The organism is Streptomyces sp. NPDC053513 (genome assembly GCF_044544765.1).
GTDB lineage: Bacteria > Actinomycetota > Actinomycetes > Streptomycetales > Streptomycetaceae > Streptomyces > Streptomyces litmocidini.
In genome coordinates, this window is record NZ_JBITXP010000002.1 from 45,512 (window position 1) to 63,236 (window position 17,725).

The window sequence follows — 17,725 nt, forward strand, 5'->3', positions numbered from 1 at the left end:
ACGAGCCCCGTGGGGCGTGGCAGACCCGGTGAGACGCCACCGGCCCCGTGGGGCGCGGCAGACCCCGTGAGGCGCCACCGGCCCCGTAGTGGGACCCTCGCCGTCGGTGAGTTCGACCAGACCCCCTGACCTGCTGTACAGTCTCTCTCGCAGCCAAGGTCCTGTGGAGCAGTTGGTTAGCTCGCCACCCTGTCAAGGTGGAGGTCGCGGGTTCAAGTCCCGTCAGGATCGCCTCTACGAAGGCCCGCATCGTGAGATGCGGGCCTTCGTTGTGTTCCCGTGTCTTGACGGGGTCACGCGTCCGCCGGTACCCCGGACTTCAGGGAGTCGGGGGCCCACACCGGAGGTGGTCGCGCATGGCCGCGGCGTCCGCAGCACGACATGACACCCGCGCGCTGCTGCGCGCCCATCTGGCGGCCGCTTCGCGGTACGGACACCTCACCCGCCAGTGCCCGGTCTGCCATCGCCTCCTGCGGCTCGCCATGGAGGCCCCGGAGCCGGAGATCTCGATGCCGGGGGCTCCGGAGCCCGAGGAGCCGGCGGACGGCGCCGAGGACGAAAGTCCCACCGACCCATGACCAACGGCGGGTTGGGGGCGTTCCGCGAAGTGGGAGGCTGTTCCTTGGCAAGACTTCCGCAGTGTGACGGGAGTCACTGAAAGAGTTTCAGAAACCCCTGTCCTTACACCCTCCCTACACCACCCCGATTTAATATGTGCAATTGCACCAGCCTGGGCACCACCCCGGAGGGTCCCGCCCCGGAGGGAGTGTGGCGCCGGGCACAAAAAGATCGCGCTGGACCCGGCGGAGTCCAGCGCGATCGTTGACGGAGACCTGTTGGGGCAGGAGTCCGTCGGCAGTGCTAGGGGTGGGCGACCGGATTGGGGGATCCGGAAAGGCCCGGTGTTACGGGGTGTTGCAGGGTGCTGCAGGGTTCTGCGCGACCTCAGGCCTCGCTGCGCTGCTGCGGGATGCCCGCCAGCAGGGCGCGGACCTCGGCCTCGCGGTACCGGCGGTGCCCACCCAGGGTGCGGATGGACGTGAGCTTGCCCGCCTTCGCCCAACGGGTAACCGTCTTCGGGTCCACGCGGAACATCGTGGCAACCTCGGCGGGGGTCAGCAGCGGCTCGGCATCAGGGGTGCGAGCGGTCATGAGCGGCCTCCTCGGGAGAACCGAACCTATCTCGGTTCTTTCCTCTAAATTCTGCACCTTGACCCGCCATGCCCGAAATGGCAGAAGCGGGTCGAGTCGGTTATAGGACGAACGGCTTGTCCTCGGCACTACAACTACACCATCCGTCCAGCCGCGTCGGCCAAACCGATGGAATTGCCCTCGCAGGTGTTCATCAGCGGCGGAAGTCGACTGACCATGCCATAACGGACAGTCACGCCACTGTGACGATCAGTCACAGAGCGATCAGGAGTCCTCAGACCCCCCATAGAGTGCAATGCTGAGCGTTCCGCCCGAACTTGGGCGGAAGGAACCCTCCCCGGACTCCTTGTCCTATTTTGGCACGAGGGTGGGTGATGGGCGCAAGGGTGCGTTACGTGCTGTCCGTCACGCTTGAGCCAAAGGCCCGGATCGGGACCAACGTCCCCGCGCCGCCGGTGCGAAAGCCCCGGCCGGCCGGACGGGCATCGATCCGGCCACCGAAACCGGCCACCGCCTCGAAGATCATTTACACCCGCCGGACATGTCTTGTCGATACCGACCTGACGAACTTGTCCGACTGGTGTCAGTTCGCGAACCGCAGGTCCCTGACGGCCCGCCAGCGCTCCGCGAGCCGCCCGTACACCTCGCTCGCCGCCTCTCCGTCCCCGTCCCGCAACGCGGCGATCCCCTCCGCCAACTGGGCCGCCGACCGGTCCTCCGCCAGCCAACGCGCCGGCAGCGCGTGCACCAGGCCGCCGAAGTCCAGCTCCACGAGCGCCCGCGGGTGGAACTCCTCCAGCCAGCGCCCCACTTCGACCAGGCCCCGCGTCATCGGTCCCTCGTCGATCGACTCCCGCAGCGCCTTGAGCGCCCGCGCGAGCCGCCGCCGCGCCTGGGCCATCGTCGTCCGGTAACGCAGCACCGGCGCCCGGCCCGCGACCGTGCTCCCGGGGTCCCCCGGCTCGTACTCCCGCTCCTCGTCCCCGAAGAGCGCGAACCAGCGCAGCGGCACCTGCCAGACCCCCGTACGGATCCACGGCCGCGCGTCCGGGTTCCGGCTCAGCCAGCGCTCGTAGTCGCTCGCCACCTGGGCGCGCACCACCGGCGGCAGCATCGCGTCGAGCACCGCCGCCGGATACGGGCCGGCCGCCAGCTCCTCCATCGCCAGCCAGCCGCGCAGCCGCGTCCGCCACGGGCAGATCACCACCACCCCGTCCAGGTGCGCGACGAAGGCCTCGCCGCTCTCGTGGACCGGCACCGGGACCGGTGGCGTCGGCAGCAGGTCCGCGAGCGAGCGGCGCAGCTCCTCCTGCGCCCCCGGGACGCCCGGCCGGCGCGCGTAGCGCGCCCAGTGGGACCGCTCCGGCTCGGGGAACGCGGCCAGCGGCTCGTACACCCGCAGATAGGACGCATAGGGAACGGGGACCTTGGAGGCGACCGACATGTCGCAAATCCTTCCACGGAGGTACCCCCGGAGGGGGTGATCCTCGGCACTGCGGCCGATCTACGCCCAGGTAGGACTTACTCTCTTGCCGAACTGGTCCTCCCCCACCCACAGGGAGGGCCGAAACCGCCGCTTCGTACTTGGGAGTCACCACCGTGACCGATGTGACCGGCGTTCCTGGCGACGTACTGAACACTCTGTTCCACTCGGAGCAGGGTGGCCACGAGCAGGTCGTCCTCTGTCAGGACCGCGCCACCGGCCTCAAGGCCGTCATCGCCCTCCACAACACCGCCCTGGGCCCGGCCCTCGGCGGCACCCGCTTCTACCCGTACGCCACCGAGGCGGAGGCGATCGCCGACGCGCTCAACCTGTCGCGCGGCATGTCGTACAAGAACGCCATGGCCGGGCTCGACCTGGGCGGCGGCAAGGCCGTCATCATCGGCGACCCCGAGCAGATCAAGACCGAGGAGCTCCTCCTCGCCTACGGCCGCTTCGTCGCCTCCCTCGGCGGCCGCTACGTCACGGCCTGCGACGTCGGCACCTACGTCGCCGACATGGACGTGATCGCCCGCACCAACCAGTGGACCACCGGCCGCTCCCCCGAGAACGGCGGCGCCGGCGACTCCTCCGTCCTCACCGCCTTCGGCGTCTTCCAGGGCATGCGCGCCGCCGCGCAGACCCTCTGGGGCGACCCGACCCTCCGCGGCCGCAAGGTCGGCGTCGCCGGCGTCGGCAAGGTCGGCCACTACCTGGTCGAGCACCTCCTGGAGGACGGCGCCGAGGTCGTGATCACCGACGTGCGCGAGGAGTCGGTGCGCCGGATCACCGACAAGCACCCGCAGGTCGCCGTGGTCGCCGACACGAACGCGCTGATCCGCGTCGAGGGCCTCGACGTCTACGCGCCCTGCGCGCTGGGCGGCGCCCTGAACGAGGAGACCGTGCCGTTCCTGACCGCGAGCGTCGTCTGCGGCGCGGCCAACAACCAGCTCGCCCACGCGGGCATCGAGAAGGACCTGGAGGCGCGCGGGATCCTCTACGCGCCCGACTACGTGGTCAACGCCGGTGGCGTGATCCAGGTGGCCGACGAGCTGCAGGGCTTCGACTTCGACCGCTGCAAGGCGAAGGCGACGAAGATCTTCGACACCACCCTGGAGATCTTCGCACGTGCGAAGGCCGATGGCATTCCGCCGGCCGCCGCGGCCGACCGGATCGCCGAGCAGCGGATGGCGGACGCCCGCCGCCGCTGATCCCGCGCCGCGCGTCAGCACGGGACGCCGGCCCGTCGCCGGGGAGACTTCGCTCACCCCTTTCGGCGGGTCGGCGGCCCAGAAGAGGTTAAAATCGCGATTGACCAGCGAGGAAAGGGCACCTCGAAGGTTCTGTACCGGGGTATGTGATGCGCGCGGCGTACCGTAGACCCACGGAAACAGGTACCGTTGAAGCCCTACGGACCGGTCTCTCTGTCGAGAGTCCGTTCCGAACCATGAACGCGTGTCAAGACTCTGGGGCCGACGAGCCCCGTCACCGAGGGGGTCGAGCCATGGGGCGCGGCCGGGCAAAGGCCAAGCAGACCAAGGTCGCCCGCCAGCTGAAGTACAGCAGCGGCGGGACGGACCTGACGCGTCTGGCCAATGAGCTGGGCGCTTCGACTTCGAGCCAGCCGCCGAATGGCGAGCCGTTCGAGGACGACGACGAGGAAGACGACCCGTACGCCCAGTACGCGGATCTCTACAACACGGACGACGAGGACGAGGACGACCAGTCCGGTCCGAGCACGTCCCCGCGTCGCGCTTGACCTTCTGAATCACCGAAACCCGGCCCCGGGGTCACCCGGCCGGGTTTCTGTGCTGTCCGCGCCCTGACCCCGCTGTTCCTGCGGATCCCGCCGATCCCGGCGGAAGCGGGTACGCGAACGGGGCGCCCCCTCAGGGGCGCCCCGGCGTACTTCCTACTTGGCGTAGTCCCCGACCAGCTCCGCGCCGGTCGTGTGCGCCCCGCGCTCGGTGATCTCGCCCGCGACCCACGCCTCGACCCCGCGGTCCTCCAGGGTCGCCAGGGCCACGTCCACGGACTCGGCCGGCACGACGGCCATCATGCCGACGCCCATGTTGAGGGTCTTCTCCAGCTCCAGGCGCTCCACCTGGCCGGCCTTGCCGACCAGGTCGAAGATCGCGCCCGGCGTCCAGGTCGAGCGGTCGACCGTGGCGTGCAGCCCGTCCGGGATCACCCGCGCCAGGTTGGCGGCGAGGCCGCCGCCCGTGATGTGGCTGAAGGCGTGGACGTCCGTGGTCCGGGTGAGGGCCAGGCAGTCCAGCGAGTAGATCTTCGTGGGCTCCAGGAGCTCCTCGCCGAGCGTCCGGCCGAGCTCCTCGACCCGCTGGTCGAGGGTCATGCCCGCGCGGTCGAAGACCACGTGCCGGACGAGCGAGTACCCGTTGGAGTGAAGGCCCGAGGACGCCATGGCGATGACCGCGTCCCCCGTACGGATGCGGTCCGCGCCGAGCAGCCGGTCGTGCTCCACGACGCCCGTGCCCGCGCCGGCGACGTCGAAGTCGTCCGGGCCGAGGAGGCCCGGGTGCTCCGCCGTCTCGCCGCCGACCAGGGCGCAGCCGGCCAGGACGCAGCCCTCGGCGATGCCCTTGACGATGGCGGCGACCCGCTCCGGGTGGACCTTGCCCACGCAGATGTAGTCGGTCATGAAGAGCGGCTCGGCGCCGCAGACGACGATGTCGTCCATGACCATCGCGACCAGGTCGTGGCCGATCGTGTCGTACACGCCCATCTGGCGGGCGATGTCGACCTTCGTGCCGACGCCGTCGGTCGCCGAGGCGAGCAGCGGACGCTCGTAGCGCTTGAGGGCGGAGGCGTCGAAGAGACCGGCGAAGCCGCCGAGGCCACCGAGGACCTCGGGGCGCTGCGTCTTCTTCACCCACTCCTTCATGAGCTCGACGGCGCGGTCGCCCGCTTCGATGTCGACGCCCGCGGACGCGTAGCTGGCGCCGCCTGCGGCACTGTCGGTCTGAGACATGGGTTCAGAACTTTCGTGTCGTACTGCGGGTGTGCAGCGGGGTCTTACGGGCGACGGAGGGCGTCGGAGGCCGCGGTGGCGGCCGGGCCGGCGGCCAGCTCGGTCTCCAGGAGCTGCTTGCCGAGCAGCTCGGGGTCCGGCAGCTCCATCGGGTACTCGCCGTCGAAGCAGGCACGGCAGAGGTTCGGCTTCTGGATCGTGGTCGCCTCGATCATCCCCTCCAGGGAGATGTACGAGAGCGAGTCCGCGCCCAGCGACTTGCCGATCTCCTCGACCGACATCCCGTTGGCGATCAGCTCCGCGCGGGTCGCGAAGTCGATGCCGAAGAAGCAGGGCCACTTGACCGGCGGCGAGGAGATCCGGATGTGGACCTCGGCCGCACCGGCCTCGCGGAGCATCCGGACCAGGGCGCGCTGGGTGTTGCCGCGGACGATCGAGTCGTCGACGACCACGAGCCGCTTCCCCTTGATGACTTCCTTGAGGGGGTTCAGCTTCAGCCGGATGCCCAGCTGGCGGATGGTCTGGGAGGGCTGGATGAAGGTGCGCCCGACGTAGGCGTTCTTCACCAGGCCGGCACCGAAGGGGATGCCCGAGGCCTCGGCGTAGCCGATGGCGGCCGGGGTGCCGGACTCCGGCGTCGCTATCACCAGGTCGGCCTCGACCGGCGCCTCCTTCGCGAGGCGGCGGCCCATCTCCACGCGGGAGAGGTACACGTTCCGGCCGGCGATGTCGGTGTCGGGACGGGCCAGGTACACGTACTCGAAGACGCAGCCCTTGGGCTTCGCTTCCGCGAATCGCGAGGTACGGATGCCGTTCTCGTCGATCGCGATCAGCTCGCCCGGCTCGACCTCGCGGACGAAGGTCGCGCCGCAGATGTCGAGGGCGGCGGACTCGGAGGCGACCACCCAGCCGCGCTCCAGCCGGCCGAGGACCAGCGGGCGGATGCCCTGCGGGTCACGGGCCGCGTAGAGCGTGTGCTCGTTCATGAAGACGAGGGAGAAGGCGCCCCGGACGTCGGGGAGGACCTTCGCGGCCGCCTGCTCGATGGTGAGCGGCGTGCCGTCCTCGGCCACCTGGCCCGCGAGGAGCGCGGTGACCAGGTCGGTGTCGTTGGTGGCGGCGACCTGGGTCGCGCGGCCTTCCTTCTTGGGCAGGTCGGCGACCATCTCGGCGAGCTGCGCCGTGTTCACCAGGTTGCCGTTGTGGCCGAGCGCGATCGAGCCGTGGGCGGTCGCCCGGAACGTCGGCTGCGCGTTCTCCCACACGGAGGCCCCGGTGGTCGAGTAGCGGGCGTGACCGACCGCGATATGACCCTGGAGGGAACCGAGAGAAGTCTCGTCGAAGACCTGGGAGACGAGTCCCATGTCCTTGAAGACGAGGATCTGGGAGCCATTGCTGACCGCGATTCCCGCGGATTCCTGACCCCGATGCTGGAGGGCGTAGAGCCCGAAGTACGTGAGCTTTGCGACCTCTTCACCCGGAGCCCAGACACCGAAGACGCCGCAAGCGTCCTGGGGGCCTTTCTCACCGGGGAGCAGATCGTGATTGAGTCGACCGTCTCCGCGTGGCACGTTTCCGAGTGTAGACGGGCTCGACCACTGGTCCGAATTGAGGAAATGCGGGGGTGCCCGCACTCGTGCGATCGCACGAAATGATCGAAAGCGGCTTGGAGAGGCCCACGAAGCAGGCGGGGTAAGGGATTCCGGCCCCCGGGCCCCGACGAGCGGACGCTCGTACCAGGCCCGGGGCGGTCCGGCGATGTGACGGACGCCGCAGTCGGCGTCCGTTCAGCGGGCGGTCGCGGTCGTCGTGAGGCCCTCGCCGGAGGCGTCGGTGAGGGTCAGCGTTCGGTGGTTCAGCCGATACGTGAGCGGGCCGTCGAGGAGCTCGTACAGCCGCGTCTCCAGCTTCATCTGCGGGCTCGTGCACATCATCCGGGTCGTCGCCGCCGGGCCCTCGACGGTGAGCGTCCGGGCCTTCTCGTCGACGCGGGCGGTCGCGGAGAAGTCGTTGCAGCCGAGATTGCCGGTGAGCTTGCCGTCGGCACCGAGGACGAGGCGCGCCTTGGCCCCGCTGCCGGCGGGCAGGGAGGAGGCCGTGTCGCCCGAGACCAGCCCCTCGACCTTCCAGGTGGTGCCCCGCAGCGGCGCCTCCTCCTCGGCCGTCAGCTCCACGCCGTTCCGCCCGTCGGCCGAGGCCAGCCGGAGGCCGTCGCCCTTCAGCGTCCCCTTCAGCGGGCCCGAGAAGGCCTTGAGCAGTTCCTCCTCGAAGCGCTGCCGGTCGGCGGGGCAGCCCTTCTCGGTCACGCTGTGCGGGGTGACCGTGAGGGTGTCGCCCTCGACCACCACACCGGCGTCCAGGGAGTTGCAGCCGGTGTCGCCCGTGACGCCGCCGTTCTCCTCGAAGTCGACGCGCGCGCCGTCGGGCGCGGCCGACCTGCGGCCGTCGAGCGTGACGGCGTCGACCGTCCAGTGCGTGCCCGCGACCGGCAGATCGGGCTCTCCCGCGGCCGCGCCGCTCCCCGCCCCTCCTTCCGTACCGCAGGCGGTGAGCAGGAGGAGGGGGACCAGGACGGCGAGTGCGCGTGGCTTCGGCATGTCGATGGGACGGATCGGGCGGCCGTACGGTTCCGGGGTCAGCCCATCAGGGGGAGCAGACCGCTCAGATCCGCGCGCTCCCCACTCGCGCTGACGTGCGCCGCGTCCAGTTCCACCGCCCACTCCGTACGGCCCGTCGCCAGCCGGAGCCAGGTCAGCGGGTCCGTCTCCACCACGTTCGGCGGGGTGCCCCGGGTGTGCCGGGGGCCCTCCACGCACTGCACCACCGCGTACGGCGGGATCCGCACCTCGACCGCCCCGCCCGGCGCCTTCGCCGCGAGCGCGTCGGCGAGCAGCCGGGTGCAGGCGGCGAGCGCCTGACGGTCGTACGGGACGTCGGCGCCGGTCGCCGCGTTCAGGTCGTCGGTGTGGACGACGAGTTCGACGGTCCGGGTCACGAGGAAGTCCCCGAGCCTCATCGCGCCGAAGCGGCTCGGGACGAGCCGCTCGTCGGAGACGGCCGCGAGCGCCTCCTCGTACCGCGCGAGGGTCTCCGCGTACAGCGCCGGCAGGTCGCCCGTGTCGATCGCCCGGGTGTCCTCGTCGATGCTCGCCGCCGCCGTCGCCGTGGCCAGGGGCCAGTCGACCAGGGCGAGTTCCTTCCGCGCGGGCTCGGGCTCGGCGAGCTTCCGGGACAGGGACGCGAGCACCATCGTCAGGTGCGCCGCCAGGTCCCGTACCGTCCACTCCCCCAGGCGCGTCGGCCCGTCCAGCTGCTCGGGCGTGAGCGCGGTCACCGCCTCCCGGACGTTCCGGAACTGGGCCAGGACGGCCCCCCGGGTCCTGGCGGAGTCGTAGCTGCGGGGGCGCTTCTTGGCAGGTGGCATGGCCCGAGGCTAGCCCCGAGACTGGAAGGAACGGAGCCAATCGCAGCGAAAGCAGGCGACGGGACCATGACCCACCACGAACACCCCCACGCCGCCCTGGTGCGCCGGGGCTACGAAGCGTTCAGCAGCGGCGACATGGAGACGCTGGGCTCCATGATGACCAGCGACTGCACCCACCACGTGCCCGGCGAGAGCCAGATATCCGGGCACTACAAAGGGCGCGACAACGTCCTCGGCGGCTACTACCGGATGCTCGGTGAGCTGAGCGGCGGCACCCTACGCGTCGAGCTCAAGGGCGTCTACGTGGACGGCCGCGGCCACGCCATGGCCACGCACCGGTTCTTCGCCGAGCGCGGCGACCGCGGCATCGAGATGGACGGCGGCCTCTTCTTCACCGTCGTCGGCGACAAGATCTCCGACATCGACGAGTGCGTCGCCGACATCACGGAGACGGACTCCTTCTGGGGCACCGGCTGACAGCACGGAGCCCCCGCCCGGGAAGGGCGGGGGCTCCGTTCCGTACGGGAGCGATCAGGCTCCGCGCGGAAGCGATCAGGCCAGCAGGCCCGGGATCGTCGCCTCGTGCGCCTCGCGCAGCTCCGTCAGGGAGAGCGTGAACTCGCCCTGCACGTCGACCGCGTCGCCGTCGACGACACCGATCCGGGTCGCCGGCAGGCCCCGCGCGCCGCACATGTCGGTGAAGCGGAGCTCCTCGCTGCGCGGGACGGCGACGACCGCACGGCCGGCCGACTCGCTGAAGAGGAACGTGAAGGCGTCCAGGCCCTCCGGGACGACCAGGCGCGCGCCGTTCCCGCCGCGCAGGCAGGACTCGACGACCGCCTGCACGAGACCGCCGTCGGACAGGTCGTGCGCCGCGTCGATCATGCCGTCGCGCGAGGCCGAGATCAGGATCTCGCCGAGCAGCTTCTCCCGGTCGAGGTCCACGGCCGGCGGCATGCCGCCGAGGTGCTGGTGGATCACCTCGGACCAGGCCGAACCGCCGAACTCCTCCTTGGTGTCGCCGAGCAGGTAGAGGAGCTGGCCCTCTTCCGCGAAGGCGATCGGGGTGCGGCGGTTGACGTCGTCGATCACACCGAGGACGGCCACGACGGGCGTCGGGTGGATGGCGACCTCACCGGTCTGGTTGTAGAGGGAGACGTTGCCGCCCGTCACCGGGGTGCCCAGCTGGAGGCAGCCGTCCGCGAGACCACGGGTGGCCTCGGCGAACTGCCACATCACGGCCGGGTCCTCGGGCGAACCGAAGTTCAGGCAGTCCGAGATCGCCAGCGGCTTGGCGCCGGAGGCGGCGACGTTGCGGTACGCCTCCGCGAGCGCGAGCTGCGCGCCCGTGTACGGGTCGAGCTTGGCGTAGCGGCCGTTGCCGTCGGTCGCCATGGCCACGCCGAGGTTGGTCTCCTCGTCGATGCGGACCATGCCCGCGTCCTCGGGCTGCGCCAGGACCGTGTTGCCCTGTACGAACCGGTCGTACTGGTCCGTGATCCAGGACTTGGAGGCCTGGTTCGGCGAGGAGACGAGCTTGAGGACCTGGTCCTTCAGCTCGGCGCCGTCCTGCGGCCGGGGCAGCTTGCCGGCGTCGTCGGCCTGGAGCGCGTCCTGCCAGTCCGGGCGCGCGAACGGCCGGTGGTAGGTCGGGCCCTCGTGGGCGACGGAGCGCGGCGGCACGTCGACGATCTGCTCGCCGTGCCAGAAGATCTCCAGGCGCTCGCCCTCGGTCACCTCACCGATGACGGTGGCGATGACGTCCCACTTCTCGCAGATCTCCAGGAAGCGGTCGACGTGCTCGGGCTCGACGATCGCGCACATGCGCTCCTGCGACTCGCTCATGAGGATCTCCTCGGGCGAGAGCGTCGCGTCGCGCAGGTGCACCAGGTCGAGGTCGACCCGCATGCCGCCGGAGCCCGCGGAGGCCAGCTCGGACGTGGCGCAGGAGAGCCCGGCGCCGCCGAGGTCCTGGATGCCCGCGACCAGCTTCTCCTTGAAGATCTCCAGGGTGCACTCGATGAGGAGCTTCTCCTGGAAGGGGTCGCCGACCTGGACAGCGGGGCGCTTGGTGGGCTTGGTGTCGTCGAAGGTCTCGGACGCGAGGACCGAGACGCCGCCGATGCCGTCGCCGCCCGTGCGGGCGCCGTACAGGATGACCTTGTTGCCGGGCCCGGAGGCCTTGGCGAGGTGGATGTCCTCGTGCTTCATCACGCCGATGCAGCCGGCGTTGACCAGCGGGTTGCCCTGGTAGCAGGAGTCGAAGACGACCTCGCCGCCGATGTTCGGCAGGCCCAGGCAGTTGCCGTAGCCGCCGATGCCGGCGACGACACCGGGCAGCACGCGCTTGGTGTCGGGGTGGTCGGCCGCGCCGAAGCGCAGCGGGTCGACGACCGCGACCGGGCGGGCGCCCATGGCGAGGATGTCGCGGACGATGCCGCCGACGCCGGTGGCCGCGCCCTGGTAGGGCTCGATGTACGAGGGGTGGTTGTGCGACTCGACCTTGAAGGTGACCGCGTACCCCTGGCCGACGTCGACGACGCCCGCGTTCTCGCCGATGCCGACGAGCATGGCGTCGTTCTCGGGGGTCTTCTCGCCGAACTGCTTCAGGTGGACCTTGCTGCTCTTGTAGGAGCAGTGCTCGGACCACATGACGGAGTACATGGCGAGCTCGGCGCCGGTGGGACGGCGACCGAGGATCTCGCGGATGCGCGCGTACTCGTCCTCCTTGAGGCCGAGCTCCTTCCAGGGCTGCTCGCTGTCCGGCGTCTCGCTCGCGTGCTTGACGGTGTCGAGGCTCATCAGGCGTTGACCAGCTTCTTGAGGATCGAGGTGAAGAAACCGAGGCCGTCCGTCTTGCCGGTGCCGACCAGCGGCTCGACGGCGTGCTCCGGGTGCGGCATGAGGCCGACCACGTTGCCCGCGGCGTTGGTGATGCCCGCGATGTCACGCAGCGAGCCGTTGGGGTTCATGTCCAGGTAGCGGAAGGCGACCCGCCCCTCGGCCTCCAGCTCGTCGAGCGTGCGCTCGTCGGCGACGTAGCGGCCGTCCATGTTCTTGAGCGGGACCTCGATCTCCTGGCCCTCGGTGTAGTCCGAGGTCCAGGCGGTCTCCGCGTTCTCCACCCGCAGCTTCTGGTCGCGGCAGATGAAGTGGAGGTGGTTGTTGCGGAGCATCGCGCCCGGCAGCAGATGGGCCTCGGTGAGGATCTGGAAGCCGTTGCAGATGCCGAGGACGGGCATGCCCGCCTTCGCCTGCTCGATGATCGTCTCCATCACCGGCGAGAAGCGGGAGATGGCTCCGGCCCGCAGGTAGTCGCCGTAGGAGAAGCCGCCGGCCAGGACCACGGCGTCGACCTGCTTGAGGTCCTTGTCCCGGTGCCAGAGCGACACGGGCTCGGCGCCCGCGAGGCGGGCGGCACGCAGCGCGTCCCGGTCGTCGAGCGTTCCGGGGAACGTGACGACGCCGATGCGTGCGGTCACGACTCCACCTTCACGACGAAGTCTTCGATCACGGTGTTGGCAAGGAAGGTTTCGGCCATCTCATGGATGCGGGCGAGGGCGGCGTCGTCGACCGGTCCCTCCACCTCCAGCTCGAAGCGCTTCCCCTGACGGACGTCGGCGATTCCGGCGAATCCCAGGCGAGGCAGTGCACGCTGCACCGCCTGCCCCTGAGGGTCGAGGATCTCCGGCTTGAGCATGACGTCGACTACGACGCGTGCCACTGGCACTCCCGGTGGTGTGTTGCGTGGGCGGTTCCCTCAGCGTACCTGCCTCCAAATTCTACGCGGGTAGAGATCTGAAGGATCCTACAAAAGCCCGGTTCGGAGCGGTGTGCGTCACACGAACGGCATCCGAACCCCGGACACACACTCCACACAAAATTCGAGCGAAAAATTGCGGACCGCAATGTGCCGGGACACGCTGAAACAATTGACGGGGCTTCACAATGCGACGCCCACCGCTGTACAAAGGAATCCAGAAGAAAGCAGCATTGTCCCGGCACAGCCGTACGGTCGGCATCGCCGCACGTCAAGGGCGCCACAAGTGTCCTCGTGACCGCGGCGGCCGCAGGAAAGGACCGATATCCGTGGCTCAGCGTGTGGTGGTCACTCTCTCCGACGACATCGACGGTGGAGAAGCGGCTGAAACGGTCGCGTTCGGCCTGGACGGGAAGATGTACGAGATCGACCTGAATGCTGCCAATGCAAAGAAACTCCGCAAGGCCCTCGCGCCCTACCTCGCCGCCGGGCGCAAGCTGCCGGCCCGGGTGACGACCGGCCGGAGCGGCCCGGCCGCCTCGTACACGCACACCGCCCTCGCCCCCGACCCGGCGGCGGTCCGCGCCTGGGCCCAGTCCAACAAGATGGACGTCCCGGCCCGCGGCCGGATCCCGAAGCGCGTCTACGAGGCCTTCCGCGCGGCGAGCTGAGGCGGGACGCCGGGGGGCGTCGCAGGGGCCGCCGCGGGAGGCGGCCCGAGCCCCGGTCCGAGCCGATTTGCATTGCACCCCCCTTGATCGGCTAGAGTCTGGATCACGCCGAGGGGCGAGGCCGAAAAGCCGAGTCCCCAGCAGCGTGCGGGTGTAGTTCAGTAGCAGAACAGCCCCCTTCCAGGGGGAAGGCGCAGTGTGCGATCCCTGTCACCCGCTCTGCGAGAAACGCGTTACCGACCACTCCGGTGGATCAGGTAGAGTGGTGCTCGCACCGAGCAGCGAAAGCTGACCGGTAGCAATGCGGACGTGGCTCAGTTGGTAGAGCATCACCTTGCCAAGGTGAGGGTCGCGAGTTCGAATCTCGTCGTCCGCTCAGGGAGTACGAAGGCCCCGGTTCTCAGGAACCGGGGCCTTCGTCGTGTCACCGGCCCGTCCGCCTCCCCCTGAGGGCATGACATTTGTCAGCCGGGACGATGACAGCACGCACTGCCCTCCGCCCCGAGCGGGCCGGAGGCTGGAGCCATGACAGCCGAAGCCCTGACACCGGCCATCCAGGCGACCGACCTGAGCCGCAGCTACGACGGCGGTTTCGAGGCGGTGCGCGGCATCTCCCTCTCCGTGCCCCGGGGCGAGATCCTCGCCCTGCTCGGCACCAACGGCGCCGGAAAGACCTCCACCGTCGAACTCCTGGAGGGCCTCGCCGCCCCGACCGGCGGCACCGCGCGCGTCCTCGGCCACGACCCGTACCGCGAGCGGGCCCTCGTCCGCCCGCGCATCGGCGTCATGCTCCAGGAGGGCGGCTTCCCCTCCGACCTCACCGTCGCCGAGACCGTACGCATGTGGGCCGGCTGCACCAGCGGCGCCCGCGCCGCCGGCGAGGTCCTCGGCCCCGTCGGCCTCGCCGGCCGCGAGAAGGTGCGGATCAAGCAGCTGTCCGGCGGCGAACGCCGCCGCCTCGACCTCGCCTGCGCCCTCCTGGGCCGCCCCGAGGTCCTCTTCCTCGACGAGCCCACCACCGGCCTCGACGCCGGGGGCCGCCGCGACACCTGGGAACTCGTCCGCGCCCTGCGCGAACAGGGCACCACCGTCCTCCTCACCACGCACTACCTGGAGGAGGCCGAGGCGCTCGCCGACCGGCTCGCGATCATGCACCAGGGCCGGATCGTCCTCTCCGGCACCCCCGCCGAGGTCACCGCCGCCCAGCCCGCCCGGATCCGCTTCACGCTCCCCGCCGACGTGCCCGCCGCCCGGCTGCCGCTCGGGCTGAAGGCCGCGGCCGACGGCGACCGGATCGAGATCCGCACCCACGCCCTCCAGGAGGACCTCACCGAACTCCTCGGCTGGGCCCGCGAGCACCGCGTCCGGCTCGACGGGCTCGACGCCCGCTCCGCCTCCCTCGAAGAGGCCTTCCTCGACATCGCCTCCCGCACACAGGACACCCCTGCCGGCCCGAAGGAGTCCGTGACCCGATGAGTGCGCCGACCACGCAGAGCACGCACACCCCCACCGCCGGCCGGGCCTCCACCCCCCTCACCCGGATCGCCGCCCTCGGCCGGGCCGAACTCACCCTCCTCGGCCGCAACCGCAACAACCTCTTCGTCGCGGCCGCCATGCCGCTGCTGATGATCTTCCTGCTGCGGTCCTCGCTCAAGAACGTCGACGAAGCCACCCTCGGCATCTCCCCCGGCGCCGCCACCCTCATCGGCGGCACCGGCACGGTCCTGCTGCTCGTCGTCTACATGAGCCTCACCTCCAGCCTCGTCGCCCGCCGCGAGGAACTCGTCCTCAAGCGGCTGCGCACCGGCGAGGCCACCGACGCCGAGATCCTCACCGGCGCCGCCCTGCCCGCCACCGCCATCGCCCTCGCCCAGTGCGCGATCCTCACCGTCGGCGGCTCCACCCTCCTCGGCTCCGACGCGCCCGCCCGCCCCGACCTGCTCGTCCTCGGCCTCGTCGCCGCGATCGCGCTGCTCGCCGGGCTCGCCGCCGTCACCACCACCGTCACCCGCACCGTCGAAAGCGCCGGCCTCACCACCCTGCCGCTCTTCCTGGTCTCCTCCTTCGGCTCCGGCCTCTTCGTCCCCCACGACGCCCTGCCCGAGCTCGCCGCCGACCTCGCCCTGCTGCTCCCGCTCAGCGGCGCCATGGAGTTCGTCCGGGCCGGCTGGCTCGGCACCGCCCACGCGGGCAGCCTGCTGACCGCCGCCCTCAATACAGTGGCCTGGGGCGTCCTGACGGGGTGGGCGGCCCGCCGCTGGTTCCGCTGGGAGCCCCGGCGCTAGGGCGGAACGGGAGGGGGACGCGGTGTCCGCGATGACGGGATGGTGGGCACGGCGCAGCGTCGCCGGGAAGGTCGAGCTGTACACCCGGTGGACCTTCCACCTCATGGCCCCGGTCGAGGTCCTCGCGTTCGGCGGCGCCCCGCTGGGCAGCGGCGGGCGCAGCGGGCTCGGCACGGGCGGAGCGGTCGGCCTGGCCCTGTGGGTCCTGGTCCACGCCGTGCTCTGCGGGGTGCTCGCCTCCCGCGCACTCGACCACACCACCGGCACGCGGCCGCGTCCCGTCCGGCTCGCCGCCGTCCTCGCCGCCGCCACCGTCCTCGCGAACCTCGCCGTCTCCGGCCTCTGGGCGGCCGGGGTGCTGACCGACGCCTCCGTCGTCGCGAGCGTGCTCGTCGGCACCTCGGTCTTCACCACCGGCGCGCTCGTCTTCTGCCTGGACCGGGTGCGGCACATGGCGTACGCGGTCGCCGGCGCCGCGGTCGCCGCCGCGCTGCCCGTCACCGCCTTCGGCCACGGCGCCCCGGAGGGCCTGATCACCCTGGCCGCCGTCCTCGTCGGCGGTGGCGCCTACGCCTCCGCCTGCGGCTTCTCCTTCTGGCTGCTCGGCGTCGTCCGGGAGCTGGAGCGCTCCCGCGACCTCAAGGCCCGGCTCGCCGTCGCCGAGGAGCGGCTCCGCTTCGGCCGCGACCTGCACGACGTCATGGGCCGCAACCTCTCGGTGATCGCGCTCAAGAGCGAGCTGGCCGTCCGGCTCGCCCGGCGCGGCCGCCCCGAGAGCGTGGACCAGATGGTCGAGGTCCAGCGGATCGCCCAGGAGTCCCAGCGGGAGGTGCGGGAGGTCGTCCGCGGCTACCGGGAAGCCGACCTGCGGGTCGAGCTGGAGGGCGCCCGGGGCGTCCTCGACGCCGCCGGCATCGACTGTGCCGTCGACGCCCCCGCCCTCGACCTGCCCGCCGGGGTGCAGTCCGCGCTCGGCTGGGTCGTCCGCGAGGCCACCACCAACGTGCTGCGGCACGGCGACGCCCGCCGCTGCGCGATCACCCTGCGGCGCGCGGCGGACGCCGTGCTGCTGACCGTCGAGAACGACGGGGCGGCGGTGCGGGACGGGGCGGGCGCCCCCGGCCGGACCGGCTCCGGGCTCGCCGGACTGCGCGAACGGCTCGGGGCGGTGGGCGGCACCCTGGAGGCCGGGTTCACGGATCCGCAGTCCTTCCGCGTGACCGCCCGGGTGCCGTCGGCCGCCCTGCGGCCCGTCCCGCCCGCCGCCCGACAGGAGCCCGCCGCCCGACAGGGGCCCACCGCCCGACAGGAAGAGGAGACGGTCGCGTGACCGAGCCCGTGCGCGTACTGCTGGCCGACGACGAGCACCTGATCCGGGGCGCGCTCGCCGCCCTGCTCGCCCTGGAGGACGACCTGGTCGTCGTCGCCGAGGCCGCGACCGGCCCCGAGGCGCTCGCCATGGCCCGCGCCCACCGGCCCGACGTGGCCGTCCTGGACCTCCAGATGCCGGGGGCGGACGGTGTGACGGTGGCCACATCCATCCGGGACGAACTCCCCGACTGCCGCACGATGATCGTGACCGGCCACGGCCGCCCCGGTCACCTCAAACGGGCGCTCGCGGCGGGCGTCCGCGGCTTCGCCCCGAAGACCGTCAGCGCCCAGCGGCTGGCCGAGCTGATCCGTACCGTCCACGCCGGAAACCGTTACGTGGACCCCGAGTTGGCGGCCGACGCGATCGCCGCCGGGGACTCCCCGCTGACCGCCCGCGAGGCCGAGGTGCTCGAACTCGCCGCCGACGGCGCCCCCGTCGCGGAGATCGCCCGGCGGGCCGCGCTCTCCCCCGGAACCGTCCGGAACTACCTCTCCTCCGCCACCGCGAAACTCGGTGCGGAGAACCGTCATGCGGCGGTGCGTCTCGCACGGTCGAGAGGTTGGGTATAGTTAGCAGCGCGCTACGGCGC

The 17,725-nt window shown here is 71.2% G+C and carries 18 protein-coding genes and 3 tRNA genes; 12 read left to right on the top strand and 9 right to left on the bottom strand.

Annotation, left to right across the window (positions count from 1 at the left end):
- The first annotated feature begins 157 nt into the window (after positions 1-157).
- Together ACIGW4_RS03360 and ACIGW4_RS03365 are read left to right on the top strand one after the other, a co-directional pair.
- A tRNA-Asp gene (locus ACIGW4_RS03360) sits at positions 158-231 on the top strand.
- A 125-nt stretch (positions 232-356) separates the two neighbouring features.
- Positions 357-578, top strand: a complete 222-nt coding sequence (locus tag ACIGW4_RS03365; protein WP_123453857.1) for a DUF6274 family protein — start codon at positions 357-359, stop codon at positions 576-578.
- Between the two features lie 367 nt (positions 579-945).
- Here ACIGW4_RS03365 and bldC read toward each other — a convergent pair whose 3' ends face one another.
- Together bldC and ACIGW4_RS03375 are read right to left on the bottom strand one after the other, a co-directional pair.
- Positions 946-1,152 carry a developmental transcriptional regulator BldC gene (bldC, locus tag ACIGW4_RS03370; protein WP_003949541.1) on the bottom strand — a complete coding sequence of 69 codons (207 nt, stop codon included), beginning with the start codon at positions 1,150-1,152 and terminating at the stop codon, positions 946-948.
- A 583-nt stretch (positions 1,153-1,735) separates the two neighbouring features.
- Complete coding sequence (locus ACIGW4_RS03375) at positions 1,736-2,596, bottom strand: hypothetical protein (protein WP_123453855.1); 861 nt, start codon at positions 2,594-2,596, stop codon at positions 1,736-1,738.
- 155 nt (positions 2,597-2,751) lie between these two features.
- Here ACIGW4_RS03375 and ACIGW4_RS03380 point away from each other — a divergent pair, with 155 nt between their 5' ends.
- Both ACIGW4_RS03380 and ACIGW4_RS03385 read left to right on the top strand, forming a co-directional pair.
- Positions 2,752-3,843 (top strand): Leu/Phe/Val dehydrogenase, encoded by a 1,092-nt coding sequence (locus ACIGW4_RS03380; protein WP_399578225.1) that lies wholly within the window; start codon positions 2,752-2,754, stop codon positions 3,841-3,843.
- 293 nt (positions 3,844-4,136) lie between these two features.
- Positions 4,137-4,391 (top strand): DUF3073 domain-containing protein, encoded by a 255-nt coding sequence (locus tag ACIGW4_RS03385; protein WP_123453851.1) that lies wholly within the window; start codon positions 4,137-4,139, stop codon positions 4,389-4,391.
- Positions 4,392-4,544: 153 nt separating this feature from the next.
- On the opposite strand, the gene purM is transcribed toward ACIGW4_RS03385, so the two are convergent.
- The 4 genes from purM to ACIGW4_RS03405 form a co-directional block, all read right to left on the bottom strand.
- Positions 4,545-5,624, bottom strand: coding sequence for a phosphoribosylformylglycinamidine cyclo-ligase (gene purM / locus ACIGW4_RS03390; RefSeq protein WP_123453849.1), 1,080 nt, complete (start codon positions 5,622-5,624; stop codon positions 4,545-4,547).
- 44 nt (positions 5,625-5,668) lie between these two features.
- Positions 5,669-7,195, bottom strand: coding sequence for an amidophosphoribosyltransferase (gene purF / locus ACIGW4_RS03395; protein ID WP_123453847.1), 1,527 nt, complete (start codon positions 7,193-7,195; stop codon positions 5,669-5,671).
- A 216-nt stretch (positions 7,196-7,411) separates the two neighbouring features.
- A complete protein-coding gene (locus ACIGW4_RS03400) occupies positions 7,412-8,221 on the bottom strand; it encodes an META domain-containing protein (protein ID WP_399578229.1) in 810 nt (269 codons plus the stop codon).
- A gap of 38 nt (positions 8,222-8,259) precedes the next feature.
- Positions 8,260-9,048, bottom strand: coding sequence for a maleylpyruvate isomerase family mycothiol-dependent enzyme (locus ACIGW4_RS03405; protein WP_123453843.1), 789 nt, complete (start codon positions 9,046-9,048; stop codon positions 8,260-8,262).
- Positions 9,049-9,114: 66 nt separating this feature from the next.
- On the opposite strand from ACIGW4_RS03405, the gene ACIGW4_RS03410 reads away from it, so the two are divergent.
- Positions 9,115-9,525, top strand: a complete 411-nt coding sequence (locus ACIGW4_RS03410) for a nuclear transport factor 2 family protein (protein WP_359590943.1) — start codon at positions 9,115-9,117, stop codon at positions 9,523-9,525.
- Between the two features lie 75 nt (positions 9,526-9,600).
- On the opposite strand, the gene purL is transcribed toward ACIGW4_RS03410, so the two are convergent.
- The 3 genes from purL to purS are packed head-to-tail and all read right to left on the bottom strand — an operon-like array spanning position 9,601 to position 12,772.
- Positions 9,601-11,850 (bottom strand): phosphoribosylformylglycinamidine synthase subunit PurL, encoded by a 2,250-nt coding sequence (purL, locus tag ACIGW4_RS03415; RefSeq protein WP_123453840.1) that lies wholly within the window; start codon positions 11,848-11,850, stop codon positions 9,601-9,603.
- Positions 11,850-12,530, bottom strand: a complete 681-nt coding sequence (gene purQ / locus ACIGW4_RS03420) for a phosphoribosylformylglycinamidine synthase subunit PurQ (RefSeq protein WP_123453838.1) — start codon at positions 12,528-12,530, stop codon at positions 11,850-11,852. Before purQ ends, purL begins: the two co-directional genes overlap by 1 nt.
- Positions 12,527-12,772 (bottom strand): phosphoribosylformylglycinamidine synthase subunit PurS, encoded by a 246-nt coding sequence (gene purS / locus ACIGW4_RS03425; protein WP_015035032.1) that lies wholly within the window; start codon positions 12,770-12,772, stop codon positions 12,527-12,529. Before purS ends, purQ begins: the two co-directional genes overlap by 4 nt.
- A 365-nt stretch (positions 12,773-13,137) precedes the next feature.
- On the opposite strand from purS, the gene ACIGW4_RS03430 reads away from it, so the two are divergent.
- From ACIGW4_RS03430 to ACIGW4_RS03460, 7 genes are all read left to right on the top strand, one after another.
- Positions 13,138-13,479 carry an Lsr2 family protein gene (locus ACIGW4_RS03430; protein ID WP_185094581.1) on the top strand — a complete coding sequence of 114 codons (342 nt, stop codon included), beginning with the start codon at positions 13,138-13,140 and terminating at the stop codon, positions 13,477-13,479.
- 147 nt (positions 13,480-13,626) lie between these two features.
- Positions 13,627-13,698: transfer RNA gene (locus ACIGW4_RS03435), tRNA-Gly, on the top strand.
- Between the two features lie 84 nt (positions 13,699-13,782).
- A tRNA-Gly gene (locus ACIGW4_RS03440) sits at positions 13,783-13,855 on the top strand.
- 149 nt (positions 13,856-14,004) lie between these two features.
- The gene (locus tag ACIGW4_RS03445; RefSeq protein WP_399578235.1) at positions 14,005-14,955 is read left to right on the top strand and encodes an ABC transporter ATP-binding protein; all 951 of its coding nucleotides are present in this window, start codon (positions 14,005-14,007) and stop codon (positions 14,953-14,955) included.
- Entirely contained in the window at positions 14,952-15,764 is an 813-nt protein-coding gene (locus ACIGW4_RS03450) for an ABC transporter permease (protein WP_399578238.1), read from the top strand. Before ACIGW4_RS03445 ends, ACIGW4_RS03450 begins: the two co-directional genes overlap by 4 nt.
- Positions 15,765-15,795: 31 nt before the next feature.
- Positions 15,796-17,094, top strand: coding sequence for a sensor histidine kinase (locus ACIGW4_RS03455; RefSeq protein WP_399578673.1), 1,299 nt, complete (start codon positions 15,796-15,798; stop codon positions 17,092-17,094).
- Complete coding sequence (locus ACIGW4_RS03460) at positions 17,091-17,705, top strand: response regulator transcription factor (protein WP_123453832.1); 615 nt, start codon at positions 17,091-17,093, stop codon at positions 17,703-17,705. Before ACIGW4_RS03455 ends, ACIGW4_RS03460 begins: the two co-directional genes overlap by 4 nt.
- The last annotated feature ends 20 nt before the right edge of the window (positions 17,706-17,725 follow it).